The 18086-nt window shown below is 55.8% G+C and carries 15 protein-coding genes and 1 pseudogene; 7 read left to right on the top strand and 9 right to left on the bottom strand.

The window, feature by feature from the left end; genetic code table 11:
- Position 1: 1 nt before the first annotated feature.
- From ROS217_RS07820 to istA, 6 genes and pseudogenes are all read right to left on the bottom strand, one after another.
- The gene (locus tag ROS217_RS07820; protein ID WP_009817167.1) at positions 2-766 is read right to left on the bottom strand and encodes a flagellar biosynthetic protein FliR; all 765 of its coding nucleotides are present in this window, start codon (positions 764-766) and stop codon (positions 2-4) included.
- Positions 763-2847, bottom strand: coding sequence for a flagellar biosynthesis protein FlhA (gene flhA, locus ROS217_RS07815; RefSeq protein WP_040650443.1), 2085 nt, complete (start codon positions 2845-2847; stop codon positions 763-765). Before flhA ends, ROS217_RS07820 begins: the two co-directional genes overlap by 4 nt.
- Positions 2848-2850: 3 nt before the next feature.
- Positions 2851-3660 (bottom strand): transglycosylase SLT domain-containing protein, encoded by an 810-nt coding sequence (locus tag ROS217_RS07810; RefSeq protein ID WP_368072244.1) that lies wholly within the window; start codon positions 3658-3660, stop codon positions 2851-2853.
- A 93-nt stretch (positions 3661-3753) separates the two neighbouring features.
- A complete protein-coding gene (locus ROS217_RS07805) occupies positions 3754-3948 on the bottom strand; it encodes a hypothetical protein (RefSeq protein WP_157046566.1) in 195 nt (64 codons plus the stop codon).
- A gap of 36 nt (positions 3949-3984) precedes the next feature.
- Positions 3985-4767 (bottom strand): IS21-like element helper ATPase IstB, encoded by a 783-nt coding sequence (gene istB / locus ROS217_RS07800; RefSeq protein WP_009817163.1) that lies wholly within the window; start codon positions 4765-4767, stop codon positions 3985-3987.
- Positions 4764-6292 (bottom strand): annotated as a pseudogene (gene istA, locus ROS217_RS07795) (IS21 family transposase). Before istA ends, istB begins: the two are co-directional and overlap by 4 nt.
- A 100-nt stretch (positions 6293-6392) precedes the next feature.
- On the opposite strand from istA, the gene ROS217_RS07790 reads away from it, so the two are divergent.
- The 6 genes from ROS217_RS07790 to ROS217_RS07765 all read left to right on the top strand — a co-directional run bounded on the left by ROS217_RS07790 (position 6393) and on the right by ROS217_RS07765 (position 12504).
- Positions 6393-7199: a flagellar M-ring protein FliF C-terminal domain-containing protein gene (locus ROS217_RS07790; protein WP_009817160.1), complete on the top strand. Its 807-nt coding sequence runs from the start codon at positions 6393-6395 to the stop codon at positions 7197-7199.
- Positions 7199-7786, top strand: coding sequence for a FliH/SctL family protein (locus ROS217_RS07785; protein WP_009817159.1), 588 nt, complete (start codon positions 7199-7201; stop codon positions 7784-7786). Before ROS217_RS07790 ends, ROS217_RS07785 begins: the two co-directional genes overlap by 1 nt.
- Complete coding sequence (locus ROS217_RS07780; RefSeq protein WP_009817158.1) at positions 7783-8085, top strand: FliM/FliN family flagellar motor switch protein; 303 nt, start codon at positions 7783-7785, stop codon at positions 8083-8085. The genes ROS217_RS07785 and ROS217_RS07780 overlap by 4 nt, the downstream gene beginning before the upstream one ends.
- The gene (gene fliP / locus ROS217_RS07775) at positions 8082-8819 is read left to right on the top strand and encodes a flagellar type III secretion system pore protein FliP (RefSeq protein ID WP_009817157.1); all 738 of its coding nucleotides are present in this window, start codon (positions 8082-8084) and stop codon (positions 8817-8819) included. The genes ROS217_RS07780 and fliP overlap by 4 nt, the downstream gene beginning before the upstream one ends.
- A 395-nt stretch (positions 8820-9214) precedes the next feature.
- A complete protein-coding gene (locus ROS217_RS23450) occupies positions 9215-10255 on the top strand; it encodes a glycosyltransferase family 2 protein (RefSeq protein ID WP_040650440.1) in 1041 nt (346 codons plus the stop codon).
- A gap of 2 nt (positions 10256-10257) precedes the next feature.
- The gene (locus ROS217_RS07765; protein ID WP_009817154.1) at positions 10258-12504 is read left to right on the top strand and encodes a glycosyltransferase family 2 protein; all 2247 of its coding nucleotides are present in this window, start codon (positions 10258-10260) and stop codon (positions 12502-12504) included.
- Between the two features lie 31 nt (positions 12505-12535).
- Here the strand turns inward: ROS217_RS07765 and ROS217_RS07760 are convergent, their stop codons facing one another.
- Complete coding sequence (locus ROS217_RS07760) at positions 12536-13501, bottom strand: glycosyltransferase family 2 protein (RefSeq protein WP_009817153.1); 966 nt, start codon at positions 13499-13501, stop codon at positions 12536-12538.
- A 217-nt stretch (positions 13502-13718) separates the two neighbouring features.
- Here ROS217_RS07760 and ROS217_RS07755 point away from each other — a divergent pair, with 217 nt between their 5' ends.
- The gene (locus ROS217_RS07755; RefSeq protein ID WP_009817152.1) at positions 13719-15935 is read left to right on the top strand and encodes a hypothetical protein; all 2217 of its coding nucleotides are present in this window, start codon (positions 13719-13721) and stop codon (positions 15933-15935) included.
- Positions 15936-15965: 30 nt separating this feature from the next.
- On the opposite strand, the gene ROS217_RS07750 is transcribed toward ROS217_RS07755, so the two are convergent.
- On the bottom strand, positions 15966-17078 hold the full coding sequence (locus ROS217_RS07750) for a flagellar basal body P-ring protein FlgI (protein WP_009817151.1): 1113 nt from the start codon (positions 17076-17078) through the stop codon (positions 15966-15968).
- Entirely contained in the window at positions 17075-18085 is a 1011-nt protein-coding gene (locus ROS217_RS07745) for a flagellin (protein WP_009817150.1), read from the bottom strand. The genes ROS217_RS07750 and ROS217_RS07745 overlap by 4 nt, the downstream gene beginning before the upstream one ends.
- Position 18086 lies beyond the last annotated feature (1 nt).

The raw sequence follows: 18086 nt of genomic DNA, 5'->3' as shown, positions 1-18086 counted from the left end.
GCTACCCTCCGAACGGATTGGCGATAAAGCCGGCAAACGCCTGCGCCCAAGCCATCAGCAGAGCCGGGGCGACCAACATCAGAACAAAGAGCGCAAGTGCTGTAATGGCAGGGGCCCCAACGAAAGCGACCATCATCTGCGGCATCGCCCGGTTAATCACGCCAAGCGTCAAGTTGTAGAGCACCGATACCAAGACAAATGGCGCAGCCAACATAAAACCTAGGGAAAAAGCATGCGCAATTTGCGAAACACCCCATTGCGTTATCGCTGAAACCTTGAAAACACCCTGAACTGGAAAAACTCGATAGCTTAGGATCATGAGCTCGGCCACCCGCACGTGCAGGTCCATGATCATCATCAAGGCAACCCCGCCTGTCGCAAGCAAATGTCCGATGGAAGGCATCGGCGTGAGACTCGCGTTACCCAGAATCTGCGACAAGGACGTCGACTGCGCAGCAATGGAGCCCGCCATCTGAAGCGCCATCAGAAAAAGGCGTAGGCCGATACCTATAATCAAACCCACCAGAGTCTCGGATAGAATTGTGAGCGCAGATGGTGCGTGAACATGATCTGGCAAATCAGGTGCAATGGCGGGCGCCGCAATCAGCGTAAAGGCGAAGACAAGGACCACTTTTATCCGCATTGGAACGGACTGCTCGCCAAAGCCCGGCAGAAGCCCGATGATTGGGGCCACGCGCAGAAACACAAGAGCATGAAGCCATAGCACCTCCTGAGCAATTCCAACGAATTGGGTCAGGTCAGTCATCTTCGTATCACCCCGATCAATGCGGGTTTAGCTCCAGTTCCGATCTCTTCAAAGGACAGCACTGGGACGTCAACATTCTTGGCCATCAGGATCGTGCGCAAGAATCTACGCCGCACTGTCGAGGTCACAATCGCGGGCGACACACCCTTGTCGCTGGCTTGCTGTAGCTGCTCAGCCGCTGCTGAGGTCAATGTGTTGAACATCTCAGGAGGCAAGGCCACATCCATTCGCCCCCGTTCGCCGTCGATCTGATATGTGGTAAACGTCTCTTCCCAATCTGGAGCAAGCTGGATTAGAGGCAAGCTTCCATCAGCGCGTTGCAGGCCCGCAACGATCTGAAACCCGAGCCGTTGTCGTACATGCTCGCATATCAATTCGGGTTGGGTAACAATCTGACGACCCTCAGCAATCGCCTCGAGAATGAGTGGCAGATTTCTGATCGATACCTGTTCTTTCAAGAGAAGCCGGAGCACCGTGTGCAACAGATCTGGTGCGACCCGGTCTGGGATCATGTCTTCGAGAAGCTTTCGATTTGCCTCTGCGCGACCTCTGTCGGTGAGGGATACCATCTCATCAAGAAGGCGTCTCATGGCCTTCATAGTCAGCAGGCGGCTCAAGTTGCGTCGGATCACCTCGAGAAGATGAGTCGCAAGCACTTCTGGAGGCGCAATAAGAGTGACCCCGGAAAGCGCCGCACGATCTTGATCCGAGGCAGGAATCCATCTTGCAGGCGCTCCGTAGACCGGTTCCATGATAGCCTCGCCGAGTGGAAGACCCGGATGCTGCTCGGGATCTAGCGCCAAAAGTTGATTGTCCCGCAGAAAGGCACGGGCCTGTTCGACACCTTGAATTCGGATGACATAGCTTCCGGATGGCATCCCTGGGTCATCGGTTAGACGGATATCGGACAGGATCACACCATAGGTTGTCGCAATGAACCGTCGCATATTGGCAATTCTTGCTTCGAGCCCCACGCCGGGATCAAGAACCATGTTAACCAGATTTGGAGCAAACTCGACGTGTATATCATCAAGCTCGAGAATATCGCCCATCGATTTTTCCGGTACGATGATTGGATCGCGTTCCTGGTGATGAGGGGCACTCAGGCGAGCGCCGCTCCGATAGCTAACCGTCGCCACCGTCCCCAAGCCGATACTTCCAAGAATGAAGGGAACAAAGGGAAGGCCGGGAACAAGCGCAAAGAGCGCCATGAGCACTGCAACGGTTGCAAGAGCGGCAGGATGCCGTGCAAGTTGTTCTGCAATTGCAATATCTGTGGCCCCCTTGTTGCCACCACGCGCCAAGAGCAATGCCGTGGCGATCGAGATGATGACCGCCGGGATTTGTGTGACGAGGCCATCGCCGATGGTCAGGATCGTGTAGGTCTCAAACGCCTGACCAATCGGCATGTCATGCATCACAATACCGATGATGAGACCGACAAAAAGATTCAAAAGCGTAATCATAAGACCAGCAACCGCGTCACCCTTGACAAATTTCGAGGCCCCATCAAGCGATCCGAAAAAGGTGGTTTCCTGCTGCTCCCGTTCACGCCGCTCCTTCGCCTCTTGGTGATTGATAGCACCAGCCGACATATCGCTGTCGATGGCGAGCTGCTTTCCGGGCATGGCATCAAGAGCAAAGCGCGCACCCACCTCTGCCATGCGTGCTGCGCCCTTTGTGATCACAAGAAAGTTAACAATCAGAAGAACAGCAAAGACGACAAGTCCAAGGAATACATTTCCGCCAATGATGAAATTGGCAAAGCCTTCGATCACTTCGCCTGCGGCAGAAGTCCCAGTATGGCCTTCGCCGATTATCAGTTTGGTTGACGAAACATTGAGCGCCAAGCGTAGCATCAACGAGGCCAACAGTATGGTTGGGAAAGCCGAAAAATCCAATGGACGATCAATAAAGAGCGTTACGGTAAAGATCAAAATCGCGAGAGCAAATGAGGCAGCAAGGCCAACATCCAGCATCCAAGCCGGTACAGGTAGGATCATCATCACAATGACCGCCATAAGGGCGATAGCCAAGAGAACCGTTGGCTGAAAGACCGCTTTAATGGAAAATGTTCCCATACCCTAGAAACTGATGAAAGCGATGCGGTCCAAGAACGTTCTCAGATCCTCGGTTTCAGGGATCGGAACCAGTGAGCCGTTCCGCGATCTTGACCCGGTCGTGTGTAGAAGGGGAAAGCTGTTCTCGGAAACCGCAGACTTTGGCTCTGGCGTCCAAGATATGACGTCTATGTCCGGCACAGGGTTTGACATGTCGTGAAGATTGGCAAGAATGCGGTCAAACCGTTTTCGGTACTCCCCAGCGACTTCAGAATGTCGTGAATGATAGGCTCCTGCCGCCAGAGACCAATCGCCCATTTCCAGATGCAGATCCCAAAGGAATTGTGCGGCGTAGCGCGCATTTTCGACTGGGTCTAACATATGTTGGATGGACCGAAAGGCCGCCCCGTGCCATTTGTAGTTGATCTGAAAGCAGCCCACATCGAAGCTACGTGCCCCACGAAGAATTTCTCCCTGAACATAGGCTTCGGCGGCATCATTGCTGTCGAACCAAATGCCTTTGCCGTTCATGTTTACCGTCCAAGGCCACGGCGTCAGGCTACCATCGTCATTGCGACCGGTCTCTGCACGCGTGATTGCGCGCATCACGGCCAGAGGCACACCAGTTTCCGAAGCTGCAAGCTGCGCAGCCTTGTCACAATCATGCAAGACCGATGCCCTTGCAGATGGCAGTCCGAGCATGCCGAAGCCGCAGAGAACAGCTATTACTCGTGCAGGTATCAAGGTCAGACCGCGTGTGGACATACTATAGTGCCGCATCCACTGAATTTGGCCACCGAATGCAATCCAACCTCTTCGGAGCGTCTTGCTCATTCAAAAGAAACCCCTGATTGGCTGGGCGTGATGCCGTTGTTGCATACTTATTAGCCAATCAGTCTTGAGATTCGGTAACCAAGCGCCTGCATTTCAAGGAACGTCAATAAGATCCGTTTGCTTTAAGAGATCATTCAATGCCCCACGGATATCGGCACTTTGCTCAATTAATTGTTGATCGCGAGCAAGAATGCTCAGGTCAATATTGGGTGCCATGTCTGTCATTGCATGTGCTAATTTTTCTGTGACAGTGTTGATTGTCACTGAGAACTGACCCGGCATTTTCATCGAGATCTGACCCACCCAGTCGTTATGATCTGCTGATTATGATGGCGTCAATGCTGTTGCCTCCTTTCGCTTTTTCTTTGCCGTTTCGGAGCTGGCCTTGAAGCGGTAGCTGTCATTGCCGGTCTCGAGGATGTGGCAGCGATGAGTGAGACGATCGAGTAGCGCTGTGGTCATTTTGGCATCGCCAAAGACGCTGGCCCATTCACTGAAGCTCAGGTTGGTGGTGATGATGACGCTGGTGCGTTCATAGAGTTTGCTCAGAAGATGGAAGAGCAGCGCGCCACCAGAGGCGCTGAACGGCAGATATCCCAGCTCGTCCAGGATCACCAAGTCGGTCTTGACCAGCGCCTCGGCGATCTTCCCGGCCTTGCCGTGAGCCTTTTCCTGCTCCAGCGCGTTGACCAGTTCGACGGTTGAGAAGAAGCGCACGCGTTTACGATGATGCTCGATGGCCTGAATGCCGAGAGCCGTTGCAACGTGTGATTTCCCTGTCCCCGGACCTCCGATCAGCACCACATTCTCAGCCGCGTCCATAAACTCACAACGATGAAGTTGACGGACCAAGGCTTCACGGATCTCGCTGGCGGCAAAGTCGAAGCCAGAGAGGTCTTTATAGGCCGGAAAGCGCGCCGCCTTCATGTGATAGGCGATAGAGCGCACCTCGCGTTCGGCCATTTCCGCTTTGAGCAGTTGCGACAGGATCGGCATGGCGGCTTCAAATGCGGGCGATCCTTGCTCATGCAAATCCTGCACAGCCTGCGCCATGCCTGGCATCTTCAGCTGCGCACATGATGACGATGGCAGCACCTGCGGGATCATGACGCATCGCGCACTCCTTTCTGGGCGCGCAACCCATCATAGCGCGCGACGTTGGCCTCGGGCTCCTGGCTCAGCGACAAGGCGGCTGGAGGGTTCACGTCTGGCTGGTCAGTCAGCTTGCCATCCAGCAGCCTGTGGAGCAGATTCAGCACATGGGTTTTGGTCGGCACGCCGGCCTCTAACGCCAATTCCACTGCGCAGAGCACCGCCTGTTCATCGTGATGCAAGACCAGTGACAAGATATCGACCATCTCTCGATCTCCGCCGGGCTGTCGTAGCATCTTCGCCTGCAGCAAGCGGAAGGGTTCGGGCATTTCGACGAAGGGCGCGCCATTGCGCAGCGCCCCGGGTTTGCGCTGAACGACCGCCAGATAATGGCGCCAGTCATAGATGACGCGCCTTGGCTGACGATGGGATCGTTCAATGATCCGCTCATGCGTGCAGATCACATGCCCCTCGGCGACAACGACCAGACGTTCGGGGTAGATGCGCAGGCTCACCGGCCGGTTCGCAAAGCTGGCGGGCACGGAATAGCGGTTGCGATCGAAAGTGATCAGGCAGGTGGGCGATACGCGCTTTCTCTCTTCGACAAAGCCATCAAACATCGTGGGCAGGGGCATCAGGGCAGACTTCTCGACCCCCCAAACATCAGCAATGCTGCCAGGCAGTGCGCCATGTGCCGTCTCCGCCCACAGCAGCTTGCAACGGTCTTCCAGCCATTCATTCAGTGCAGCAAGGTCTGGGAAGACAGGAGCGACTGCCAGAGGCGATGTCGGGCATCACGCACGCTCTTCTCAACGTGACCCTTCTCCCAACCAGCCGCCGGATTGCAGAACTCGGGATCGAAGACGTAGTGGCTGGTCATGGCCAGGAACCGCGCATTCACATCGCGCTGTTTGCCGACGCCAACCCGGTCGACGGCTGTCTTCATGTTATCATAGATGCCGCGCCCAGGGACGCCTTCGAAGACGCGGAATGCATGCCAGTGGGCATCAAACAGCATCTCATGTGTTTGCAGCAGATAGGCCCGCACCAGAAACGCGCGGCTATGTGACAGCTTGATGTGGGCAACCTGCAGCTTGATGCGCTCACCGCCGATATAGGCCCAGTCCTCGCTCCAATCGAACTGGAAAGCCTCACCCGGCGCGAACACCAGTGGCACGAAAGTCCCGCGATCCGTCGTGTGATGCGCACGCTGCCGTTCACCCTTCCAGTCCCGCACGAAGGCCGCAACACGCTCGTAAGAACCGTCATATCCAAGCTTCACAAGATCGGCGTGCATCAGCTTCGCCGTTCGGCGTTCCTTGCGTGATTTGCGCTGATCAGTCGTCAGCCATGCTGTCAGATGCTTGGCAAAAGGGTCCAACTTGCTGGGGCGATCTGGCACCTGAAACGCAGGTTCAACAATCCCCTCCCGCAAATACTTCTTGATCGTGTTGCGAGACACGCCAGTCCGCCGCGCGATCTCGCGAATGGGCATCTTCTCTCGCAGCGCCCATCGCCGAATAACTTTCAAAAATCCCATGTCTATCACTCCATGCGCCCCCAGCTGATTCAAGCCGGGGCAAGGTTGCACATGGGTCAATTCTCAATGACAATTTCTGCTGTTGCCGGGTCAGTTCTCAGTGACAATCAACACCGACACCGAAGAGCGCGCAAACACGTCTAACGATCAAAGCAGCGATGTGACGGTTGCCTCCAATTTGCCGGATGGGGATGTGGCGGCCAATGGTGCATCAGCCAGCGAAAATACCGAGACCCGTGAACGGATCAATTACGAGGTCTCAAGCACGGAACGCGAGATCACCCAGCAACCCGGCGCGATCAAACGCATGAGTGTCGCAATCTTGATAAACGGCCTCACAACTTTAGACGCATCCGGCACGCCCAGCTTTGCCCTACGTCCCGAAGAAGAGTTGACCGCACTTCGTGATCTGGTGGTGGCGGCCGTGGGTATTGATGAGGCGCGCGGTGATGTTGTAACGATCCGCACCCTGCAATTCGAGCCGATAGAACCAAGTGGCACTCTGGTTGAAGCTAGCCTCTTAGACCGCCTCGCGATTGACGTAATGACTTTGGTCCAATCTCTTGTCTTGGCAATCGTCGCTCTCATCCTCGGTCTCTTCGTTCTGCGTCCTATTCTCTCTCGACCGCCTCTCATGGCCTCATCCCAGATTGGGAGGTTGGCAGTTGCGTCCCAGCCAGAAATCATGCCGCTTTCAGGAGTGATCGATGACGGAGAGATCGACGAAAGCGGCCTTTCGGACGTATCCGAAAAAGCCCTTATTGATCGCAGCAGACAGCCACTCTCGCGTATCGATGGCCCGCCTGAGGATCCGGTCGTTCGCTTGCGGTCACTTATTGGTCAGCGTCAGGAAGAAACTGTCGAGATCCTGCGTAACTGGCTTGAAGGCGAAGAGGAGAAAGTGTGATGTCGATCGCGCATCTCTTGGATGATTTCGGATCAATCGCGAGAGGGAAACCTATCACCCTGACGGATGTCTTGCTTGAAGAAGAGCGCCTCGAAGCCTTTGAAAAGGGATATCGGGCGGGGTGGGACGATTGTGTTAAATCCCAGATCGAAGACGGCCGCAGGATAACGGCCGACCTTGTGCAAAACCTTCAGGATTTCAGCTTTACCTACGAAGAGGCACATGCCGAAATCTTGGCGATGCTGCATCCCCTTCTGCAACAGATAACAACCTCTGTGTTACCTGCACTGAGCCACGCCATGTTGGCGCCGCGGATCACAGAAATCCTGACCGACCTAATCGCGACTCATGGGCGGCAACAGGTCAAAATCGTGGCCGGTCCAGATGACCGGATGATCCTCCAAACTCTGAGCGCAGATCTGCCCGAACTCTCAATTGAGGTCACCGAGGACCCAACACTGGCCAGTGGCCAAGTTTATTTGCGTCTTGGTGATCGTGAGCATGCTTTGGACATGCAGAGCGTTCTGCAGGGGATTGAACAGGCCATATCCGGGTTCTTTATGGAAAATAGAAAGGCAGTAGCATGATGGACGTCGGGCCAGACGACAGCGGGGGCTTCACCTCTGATCTGCAAAATCCATTCTCTTCGGTTCCAATCGAGATCACGGTCTCTGTCGGCAAGGCCAGACCGTCAATTCGAGATCTCCTGAAACTTGGCAAGAATGCGGTTCTCGTGCTGGATCGTCGTGTCGACGATATGGTGGAGCTATACGTCGGAGAACGCCTTGTCGCACGCGGTCGACTCGAAGAATTGGACGGTGATCAGCAAGGTCAAATTGCCGTGCGGGTCACCGAAGTCGCCAATCTTCAGGACGGCCTCGGATGAGGTCACCGCTTCTGCTTCTCGGATTGGCTGCAATCCTTGCCATGTTGCATGCCCCCGCCGCACTGGCACAAGAGATTTCACTATCCATCGGCGATGACGCGTCACTTTCAGCGCGCACAATTCAAATCATCGCGCTCATCACCGTGCTCAGCCTCGCTCCGGGGATTGCCATTATGGTGACTTGTTTTCCATTCATCGTCACTGTTCTGTCGATCTTGCGGCAAGGGATCGGCCTTCAGCAATCACCCCCCAACATGTTGATTGTTAGTCTTGCTCTCTTTCTTACGTACTTTGTAATGGAGCCGGTATTTACAGAGGCTTGGACCAACGGAATTGAACCGCTCCTAGAAGAACGCTTGTCACCTGAACGCGCCACCGAGATGGTGATTGCTCCTTTCAGACAATTCATGTTGGGCCGTGTGGACCCTGAGACCTTTGCAAGCATGGCCGCGCTGAGACCGGAAGCAAGCGTTACTGTGGCTGGTTCTGATGCCCCACTTTCGGTGCTGATCCCCAGTTTCATGCTGTCGGAGATAGCCCGCGCATTTCAGATCGGCTTTCTTGTCTTTCTTCCATTTCTCGTGATTGACCTCGTCGTTGCGGCGATCCTGATGTCCATGGGCATGATGATGGTGCCTCCGGCCATTGTCTCATTGCCCTTCAAGCTGGCGTTTTTTGTCATCGCCGACGGCTGGACCCTCATCGCCGAGAGCCTGGTAAAGGGATACATGTAAACGACGCAAATAGCGTCAGAAAACCAGATAAAGTGTCGTGACATAAGGCGACACGGACCAGTAATCGTGCGGCGGCCAATGAGGCCCGAAGGGTTCACGCTTCACCTCTGATCGCCAATCAGAAGGAACGCTTTGCGAGCTGTTGGTTCAGCGCCATCTACGCGCGATGGATGATAATTGACGATGCTGCGCACGCACGAGCCATCAAAAGTTGTTGTGACCCTGGGCTCGTCCATTGCCTAAAGCGTCCTGAGGGAAAGTCATCAGCCCCAGTCTCTTACCTTCTCGCATTCAAAGAATTCGTGATTGAAATGCAGGGCATTGGATGACTTTGTTCAACGATCTTGCCTATAATCAAGGATAAAACACGGCAAGACAAAAAGTAGAGGGCTCCATTGAGTTTCTTGGGTATCACATGTCTACGCGATGACGGTCCCTATATTGTGGAATGGCTTGCGCATCATCTGGCAGTTGGGTTCGACCGTATGATGGTCCTAAGCCATGATTGCACGGATGGAAGTGACGAATTGCTGGCCGCGTTGGCACAAGATCGTCGGATTGAGCATGTACGCTTTGTACCAAAAGGTGGAAAATCTGTACAATGGCAAGCTCTACGTTATCTGCGCGACCTCGACATATACAAGATGGCGGATTGGGCGCTATTTTTTGATTGCGACGAGTTCTTGTGTAGTCCGGCCGACAGCCTGCCAAAAATACTGGACACGTTCGACAGAGACGCGGGATCGTTCGACGCATTGGCGCTGCCATGGCGTCTCTACGGATCAAGCGGTCATCGAAGACGCCTGTCAGGCATCACGCCGGAGCGCTTTATGCGAGCTGCACCGTTGGATTTGCATTTCCCGCTCGCCCATCTCTTCAAAACCCTTCATAGACCCGGTGCATTTCGCCAGCCTGGCGTTCACCGCCCTCGCGGACGTCCCCGGCATCCCGCCGTCTGGATCGGACCAGACGGCGCTCGCCTTGCTGACGGCTTTGCACGCAATGACACGGCGATCACCCTGTATGGAGCAGGAAGCGGTACTCCTAAAATATGGCTGAACCATTATTCATTGCGTTCCGTGGAAGAATTCATGCTCAAACGCGCCCGTGGTCTGCCCAATCATATGGACCGCGACGTCGGAGTGACCTATTGGGCAGAACGCAACTGGAACACTGTTGAGGCGTCAGAGATCCTGCCTATGTTGACATCTACTCACAGGGAAATCGACACGCTTATGGCCCTGCCGGGTGTCGCGCATGCGCACAAGGCCTGTTTGGCCGCACATGATGCGAGATATCACACGCTCACTCAAGACATAGAAGCGTTGAGACTGGAATTCCGGCTGAGCTTTCTCACCGGCAGCACGCCGCCCTCCGCTGCAGAAGGTCGGGATTTTCTCAACGCGCAGTTGCGTTTGGCTCGGACAGAGACCTGACCATGAGCGGGCGGGTGATCGAACGCCGCATGGCGAGCCAAGACCTGAGCGGACTTGTGCTTCTCGATGCGGTAGAGACCCGAATAGATAACGCAAGGCTGGTCACTCTCTTCTTGAGCCCAGAGGTGGAACCAAGTGCGATCATTGCCCCGCAAGGAGGCGAGTTGATCTCGCAAAAGAGCGTAGGCGGCGCGGCGGTTCTGGAGTTTTTGGTTCCCGAAGGCCGCTTGCAGTTCGGCACGCCGCAGGGCCTGATGGACGTCACGCCGGCTGAAGCAGAGGTCTCGCTTCTGGAAGGCGAAAATGTGATCGTCGCAGTGCGTAATGGCGAGGATGCAGCGACAGTGCTGACATGGCTTGCCTATCATGCCGATCAGCAAGGTATGACCGGCGCAGTGATCCTTGACCGTGCTCGTCCCACCAGCGACCCGGATTTTGCGCGGGCTCTTAGCAAAGGCATCGCCGCGCAAGGGCTCGCAAGTCTGGTCATATTGCTGAGCAGCGACCAGCCTTTGGGGCGCCTTGACAGCCCAGCCGAGGCCCATCCCTACTGTGTGCCGGAATCTCCGGGCAAAGACAGGATGGAGATCCCGCCCCCTTCTCCTTGGAATTCGCCTCTGGCTGCGCTCAGCTTCTACGAGATTGCGCGTGCCCGCTTTCTTGCCCAATCCCGCGCCGTGGCAAACATTGACGTTCATGATCTGCTGGTGACAAGCAGCGAAACGGTGTTTAACAGCGCCGTTGCCGCAAAGGATGGTCTCATCGCGCTGATCGGGCGGCATTGCTATCCGTGGCGGGTCCGGAACGGGCAGCCAACAGGCTTTGCGGATCATATTTGCGTTCAGTTTGATTCCGGGACCGGACGACAAAGGTGGTGCCTGGCCCCAGCAAAATTACCGCAGGACGCCGTCTGGCGCCTCTTGCGGGTCGGAAATGCGCGACCTGATCCCACGCGCACCCAAGGGTTCTATCGTCATATGGCCCTACGTCACCCGACCGAGTCGATTTCCAAGATCGTGCCAAAATCGTCACTTATCGAACATCCTCCGTTGCTTGAACAGGCACAGACGTATTTCGGTCACATGCCCGTTCGCATGCCTGAGATTGCTCCGGATGCAACACAGGGCGGACAGGGACGCGCGGCCATTGTCACCACGATGAAGAATGAAGGCCCCTTCATCCTCGAATGGCTGGCCTATCACCGCTCAATCGGATTTGACGATATTCTGGTATATACAAATGACTGCACGGATGGCACGGACAGCATGCTGCAGTTGCTGGAACGCAAGGGGTATGTTCAACATCGCGAGAACCCATTTCGCACAATGGATATGCCCCCTCAGCACGCTGCCCTGCAATCCGCCGAGCAGGAGCCGGTGATCAAAGCCGCCAAATGGATCACCTGTATTGATGTGGATGAATACATCAACATCAAAACCGGGGATGGAACGCTGACCGCGTTGTTTGATGCAGTCCCCGACGCCAATATGATCGCGATGACTTGGCGGCTCTTTGGCAATGGTGACGTGAAGGACTATGCTGATCGCCCCATTACCGAGCAATTCCTGCGTTGTGCGCCCGAGTTCGCACGCAAACCTCATCAGGCATGGGGTTTCAAGACCCTTTTCCAGAACATCGGCCTTTTCAAGAAGTTGGGGGTGCATCGGCCCAAGGGACTTAATCCGCAGCTTTGGGAGGATATCAATTGGGTAAACGGATCTGGACAAACGTTGCCACGCGAAATGTATCGCAACGGCTGGCGCTCCACGATTGAGACCTATGGCTATGATTTGGTGCAGCTCAATCACTATGCGGTGCGCTCTGCCGAGAGTTTCCTTGTCAAACGTGACAGAGGCCGGGTGAACCACGTAGATCGAGATCAGGGTCTGGCTTATTGGTTTCGCATGAACAACAATTTTGAAGAAGAGCGCTCGATCCAGTCACGCCTCGCCATGATGCGGGCGGACCTAAATAGGTTGATGCAAGATCCCGAAATTGCGGCGGCCCATCACCATTCCGTCGCCTGTCACCGCGCCAAGATCGACGAACTACGTGCCACCGAGAATTACAGCAGTTTCTTTGCGGAGCTGACGAGCCCGCGCATGGAAAAGCTCGCGCGGTTGCATGGTCACTTTGGGTCGAATGTCTTTTTGTCGGGGCCGGGCGTGATACCCGACGAAATTGTGGCTCAGGACCCCGAAGCGGAGTGGTTCTTTACCGTAGAATTGCAGGGCGACACGGCGCATTGATCGAAGAGCGCGCAGCCTGTCCGATATTGTGTCAGGTCCGCCTGATCGCGGTAACGAGCGTGTCCATTTCCGGATCCATCCGGATCGAAGCCGCCTTGCGTTGGTGCCATTCGACACCGCGCTGATGCAGGTCTGCCAACTGAGAATCACTTTTCAGTTCAGCCAACAACTCCGAAGTCCGGGCGCTGTAGCGAGAGATTGACGTATCCGTTTCGTCATTCAAGTTGAACTTGTCCCAATACTCTTGGCCCAAGATATGGTGCGAATGGTTTGCACGCCCGCGCGCGCGCTTGATTAAAAAGCTCTCCATCGAACGCAGAGCGTAGTGGTTGACCTGCGCATGGGTGAAGAGCGGCGGGTTTTCCGTGCGTACACCGTTCACAATGTAGTCAATTCCCCCCGGCAGGACGCGCCGCGTGGTGGCGACATACTCATCGTGGCACACGGGCCCATGCAAACCCATGCGCTGGAATTTGTGCTGGTTCGTGTAGAGCGATTTTACGAATTTGCCGGTGCTGGGGCGCTGTTCGGCATCCCACTCATACTCACCTTTGGTGAACTGCTCCGTTACGGGCCTGTCTTCGAACCGCTCGACTCCGTCCGGGCCAAACACGCGCCACGGCACAGAAATCACGTCGGTGTCCACGCCTAATCCCTCGACAAGAGCCCGGACAGACCCATCGCCAAGATGGACATTTAGGAATTCATCCACATCACAGACAAAAATCCATTTTGCCTTTAGCACAATCTCATAGCGGCGACTGGCCTGCCGCAAGGCGCTGCGATGGATGCCGGCCTTGCGCACCACGGTGTCATGTTGTGTGACCAATCCCATTTCCTGAAGGCGGCGCAGGATGTCTACCGTGGTATCGGTGCAGTCGTTGGTGCAGACCAAAATATGATCGAAGCCAAGAACTTTGTAATGCGCAACCCATTCCAGAATATAGGGGGCTTCGTTCTTCATCGTCGACACGACGGTATAGGTCTCAGCGCTCATATCCGCCTCATCTCATCAGCCGTTCCGGCATGTTGTTTTGCCCTGAACTTTAGCGTCAGCGCACCGCACAAGACAAGCAGCATGGCGTCGGCGTCACGATTGCTGCAATTTCGTATCGGCCCGACAATCTGCCGATACCCAAATGCTGCGCAAGTGTTTAGTCTGCCACGAAACCGCGCCATTTGGCCCGCAGCGCATAATGAGAGGAGAGCTATAGGTGGCACGGCAACGTGAGGTCGGCACGCTATGGATCGGTGGGCCGCTCAGCTGGATGGAACAGCTCTGCCTCAAGTCCTTTGTGGACAAAGGCCAGAGAATTACCCTGTTCGGATATGAAGGTATTCCAAACCTGCCAGATGGCGTGATTTTTCGCGATGGGCGCGAGATCATCGACACAGATGACTTTATCAAGTACGAGCAAAAGAACAGCTATGCGCTATTTGCCGACTTGTTTCGCCTGCACATGATCCACAAATGTCCCGGCATGATCTGGGTGGATACTGATGTGTATTGCCACGGCCCAATGACCTACGACAGCGACTATGTTTTTGGCTATGAATTGCCCGGTGAGCATCGCGTCAACAATGCGGTTCTGGGTCTGCCCGCCGACAGCGAGATGCTGGCGCGGATGTTGGAATTTACATCGGACCGGTATGCGATTGCCCCATTTTTGCCCCGCAAGCGGCAAGAGATGATGCGCAAACAGGCGGACAAGGGCAAGCCTGTGCATGTGTCACAACAGCCGTGGGGCGTTTGGGGGCCGATGATGGTCACTCACTACGTTCATGCTCTTGGGCTTGAGGCGCATGTGCAGCCACTCAACGCATTTTATCCGATCACCTTTCCTGAACGGTTCAAGTTCATGCGGCGCGCCGATCTGGCCGCTGGTCTGATCACAAAGGAGACCACCGCTCTCCATCTCTGGGCCTCGAACAAGCGGCAGTTGGGCACTTTGCACAACGGCCTTCCACCAAAAGGCTCCTACCTCGAAATGCTGGTGCAAGAGCATGGCATCAATCCGGCCCTTGCCCCGATCAAAGGGCGTGGCAACACTACCTTTGACGGAGCGTTGATCGACGAACTCGATCTGAAAACGGTATCGAGCGCCGCCGATCTGACGGGACATGCGCGCAGTTTCATGCTGGCGCTGCATCACAAATTCGATTGCGACTTACAGGTGATCAATTGTAACCGGCGGGGCAAATTCAAGGCTGACGACGACGGATGGCTTGAGGGGTATATCACGTTCCTTGTCGAAAACGATGTCAGCCGAGATCGCATTCAGATCATCCGGGATGACAAAGATCTGCGCCCGGTGGATGTGCTGTGTAATCTTTCGGGGTTTGGCGATCGCTTAAGCGTTCCTTTTCTGCAAAAGTTTCTAGAACGCTGCATGCATTCCGACAGCCGCGTTTTCATGGATGTGCGCAAAGGATCAGGTGCCTTTCCTTTTCTCAAGGCGTTTGGCACCAACATCACGATTTCAAAGCGCGAAGAAGAGGGCCATGAGATCACCCGCATTCGCGTGCAGGCCAAAGCCCCGGAGGTCAATTCCGGTGGGGATACATGGGATCACATCGCTCTCCAACTCGCAGGGACGGAAGGTTGGTATCGGGCCGGACCCAACGGGCATAGCTTTCTCTACATGCCCCGCGATCCTGACATCCTGGTCGTGACTTTTGACAATCTCGATATCGCCATGACCAAGCGTGAGGACCGACGTCCATGGGGATACAATTTCATCAAGGATCAGGGTTGGTCGATGTTGGGTGTTCTGGCCGGTGGTTGGACCTGGTATCGGGAGCCTTGGGTCTGCGAGCAATTCGACGCTCTCCAGCAAGAGGGATTCTTCAAAAAATTCAAACGTGTGGTGTTTTACGGAGCCTCGATGGGAGGCTATGCGGCCTGCGCCTTTGCACCTGCCGCGCCCGGCTGCGATGTGGTCGCCATCTCACCGCAGAGCACGGTGGATAAATCCATCGTACCATGGGAAACTCGTTACAAAACGGTCTGGGATCGCGATTTTACCGGCAAGTATGGCGATGCGGCCCAGGTCAGCGCAGCCGCGCATCGTGTGTCGATCCTATATGACCCCTATGAACCACTGGATGCTCAACATGCTGCGCGGTTCAGCAACGCGAATGTTGCGCATCTGCGCGCGCCCCTGCTGGGGCACCGCTTGGGTAGTTCTCTCAATCAGATGGGCATCCTGAGCCCGATCATTCTGGGTGCCCTGAATGGCACTCTGACGCCGCAAGAGTATTACCGGCTGCTCCGCGCCAGACGCAATCTGCCAAGGTATCAACGGGAACTTTTCAAACGCGCTGTCGAGAAGGGGCATACCAAACTCGCCAGATCACTCGCGTCCCATATTCTCGAACAGAATCCCAATCGAGCAGTACGGATTGGGCTTGAGGCTCTGACAACAGGCTGAGCGACGCGGCCAAGGTGGCGCGCACGGCATTCATCGCACCACGAACTCGGCGTGCAGGGCACCCGCGGCCTTGATGCTCTTGAGGATGTCAATCATGTCCCGGGGGGCCACTCCGAGCGCGTTCAATCCAGCTATCACGTCTGAGAGAGAGGTGCCTGGCTCCAATTCGGCCATCCCAATGCCCGGCTCCTTCTCGAACTCGGCCTGCGTGCGCGGGACCACAACAGTCTCGCCTTGGGCGAATGGGTTGGGCTGCACCACCAGGGGTGTTTCCTGAACTCGCAAAGTCAGGTTGCCTTGGGAAACGGCCACCCGCGAAATGCGCACGTCCTGCCCCATCACGATCGTGCCGGAGCGTTGATCGACAACCACCCGCGCCTTGCGCTCTGGCTCGACCAAGATATTCTCGATTTGGCCAAGCGCATGAGCAGGCGACGCCGCGCGCATCCTGGACAGGGTCAGGCGCACTGTTCCAGAGTCAAGCATGATGGCTGCATCGCGTCCAATCGTTCCGTTGATCGCGCTCTCAATCCGCGCGGCAGTGGTGAAGTCCGGCTCTCGCAACGCAAGGCGGATCGTTTCAATCGTTGTAAAGTCAAAGTCGATCTCACGCTCGACCCGCGCGCCGGACGGGATGACCCCTGCTGTCGGAACGCCTTGTACGACCCCCCCGGCCTCTCCTTCGGCAGAGAAACCGCCAGCAATGATTGTGCCTTGGGCTACCGCATAAATCTGACCATCGGCCGCATTGAGGGGCGTCATCACCAAGGTTCCACCCAAAAGGCTCTTGGCGTCACCGATTGCCGAAACTGTCACATCAATTTGGCCTCCTGCACGCGCAAACGGGGGCAGTTCCGCCGTGACAAATACCGCTGCGACATTTTTTGGCCGGAACTGTTCCCCTGACACGTTGATCCCGAGACGCTCAAGGATGTTGGACATGATTTCTTCGGTGAAGGGGGCGTTGCGCAATCCGTCCCCTGTTCCGTTGAGCCCGACGACCAAACCGTAGCCCACAAGGTCATTGCCGCGCACACCATCGAATTCGACCAAGTCCTTGATCCGGATTGGGCTGGCGTCGACGGAGCCGGCGAACGCGGCAACGCCAAGAACGATACACAAGATCAAGGATTGAACGTTCATGACAGGAAATTCAGAAGGTTGAGTCGAGCCGTTCGCGCCGTGAGGGTGTAGAGCGTTTCCAACTGGAACTGCACTTGTTCGAGCTCAACCGCCGCCTCGAACGGATCAGAAGAGACCAGTCCAGAACGTGCAATCTCGAATCCGCTTATTTCTGCAGAGATGCGCGAGGCGGATTGATCAATCCGAGCCTCCGCCAGACCAAGATTGGCTCGCAGGGTCGTCAATGCATCCTGATGCTCGATCAAGGCGACACCGGCACCCGCCGCTAGATCAAGACGGTCTGCCTCCGTGAGAGGCAAGCCGGCATCATTGCTGACAGCTATCAATGCCAGATGTTTCAACGCATCTCGCAACGCGGGATCATCGGCGCGAATATCCAGAGCGACGGATTCGCCAGACCCGAGTTGATATGGGGAGATCCCAGTCGTGCCGCCCTGATAGATCGCGGTCTGAAATCCGCCCGACATTCCGTCAAAGAAGGCATCGAGCCGCACTTGGACCTCTGATCGGGTGGCGGCACCAATAAGCGTGCTGCGCAGAGTTGAGAGCAGTGTTTCGCTAGAGCCCAAGGGTGCCCGCTCAGTCCGAGCCCCAGCAAACAGCGCCCGACCAGAGACATCGCTGTTCAGCGCTCCGATCACGGACCCGAGGGTCAGATTGGCACTGACAACGACATTGGACAATTGGAGCGTCGTCCCGGCCGTGCCGAGCGTGATAGCCTGCGTGGCCAGATCGGTTGTTGCGGTCTGCACCCTGTCAAGCGCGCTCTGCATGATGCTCGTATCTGTCGCCGCCTCGCGCGCGGCTGTGCGATGTGCGGATAAGAGCACCAACTCATGTTCAATATCGGCCAAGGGTAACAAATTGCCCGCGAGGTGGTGACCGAGATCTGCCACCCGACCGCTGCTGAGCTCCAGTGTCAAGCGGTCCACCTGTTGCCGCAAGTCCACGCCCTGACGGCGGAGCGCAAAGGATTGGGCAAGGTCACCGATGGTTTGAAAGGTCATG

Origin of the sequence: Roseovarius sp. 217 (genome assembly GCF_000152845.1) — a bacterium.
Lineage (GTDB): Bacteria > Pseudomonadota > Alphaproteobacteria > Rhodobacterales > Rhodobacteraceae > Roseovarius.
Note: the sequence above shows the minus strand (reverse complement) of the source record. Positions and strands in the feature narration are given on the sequence as shown.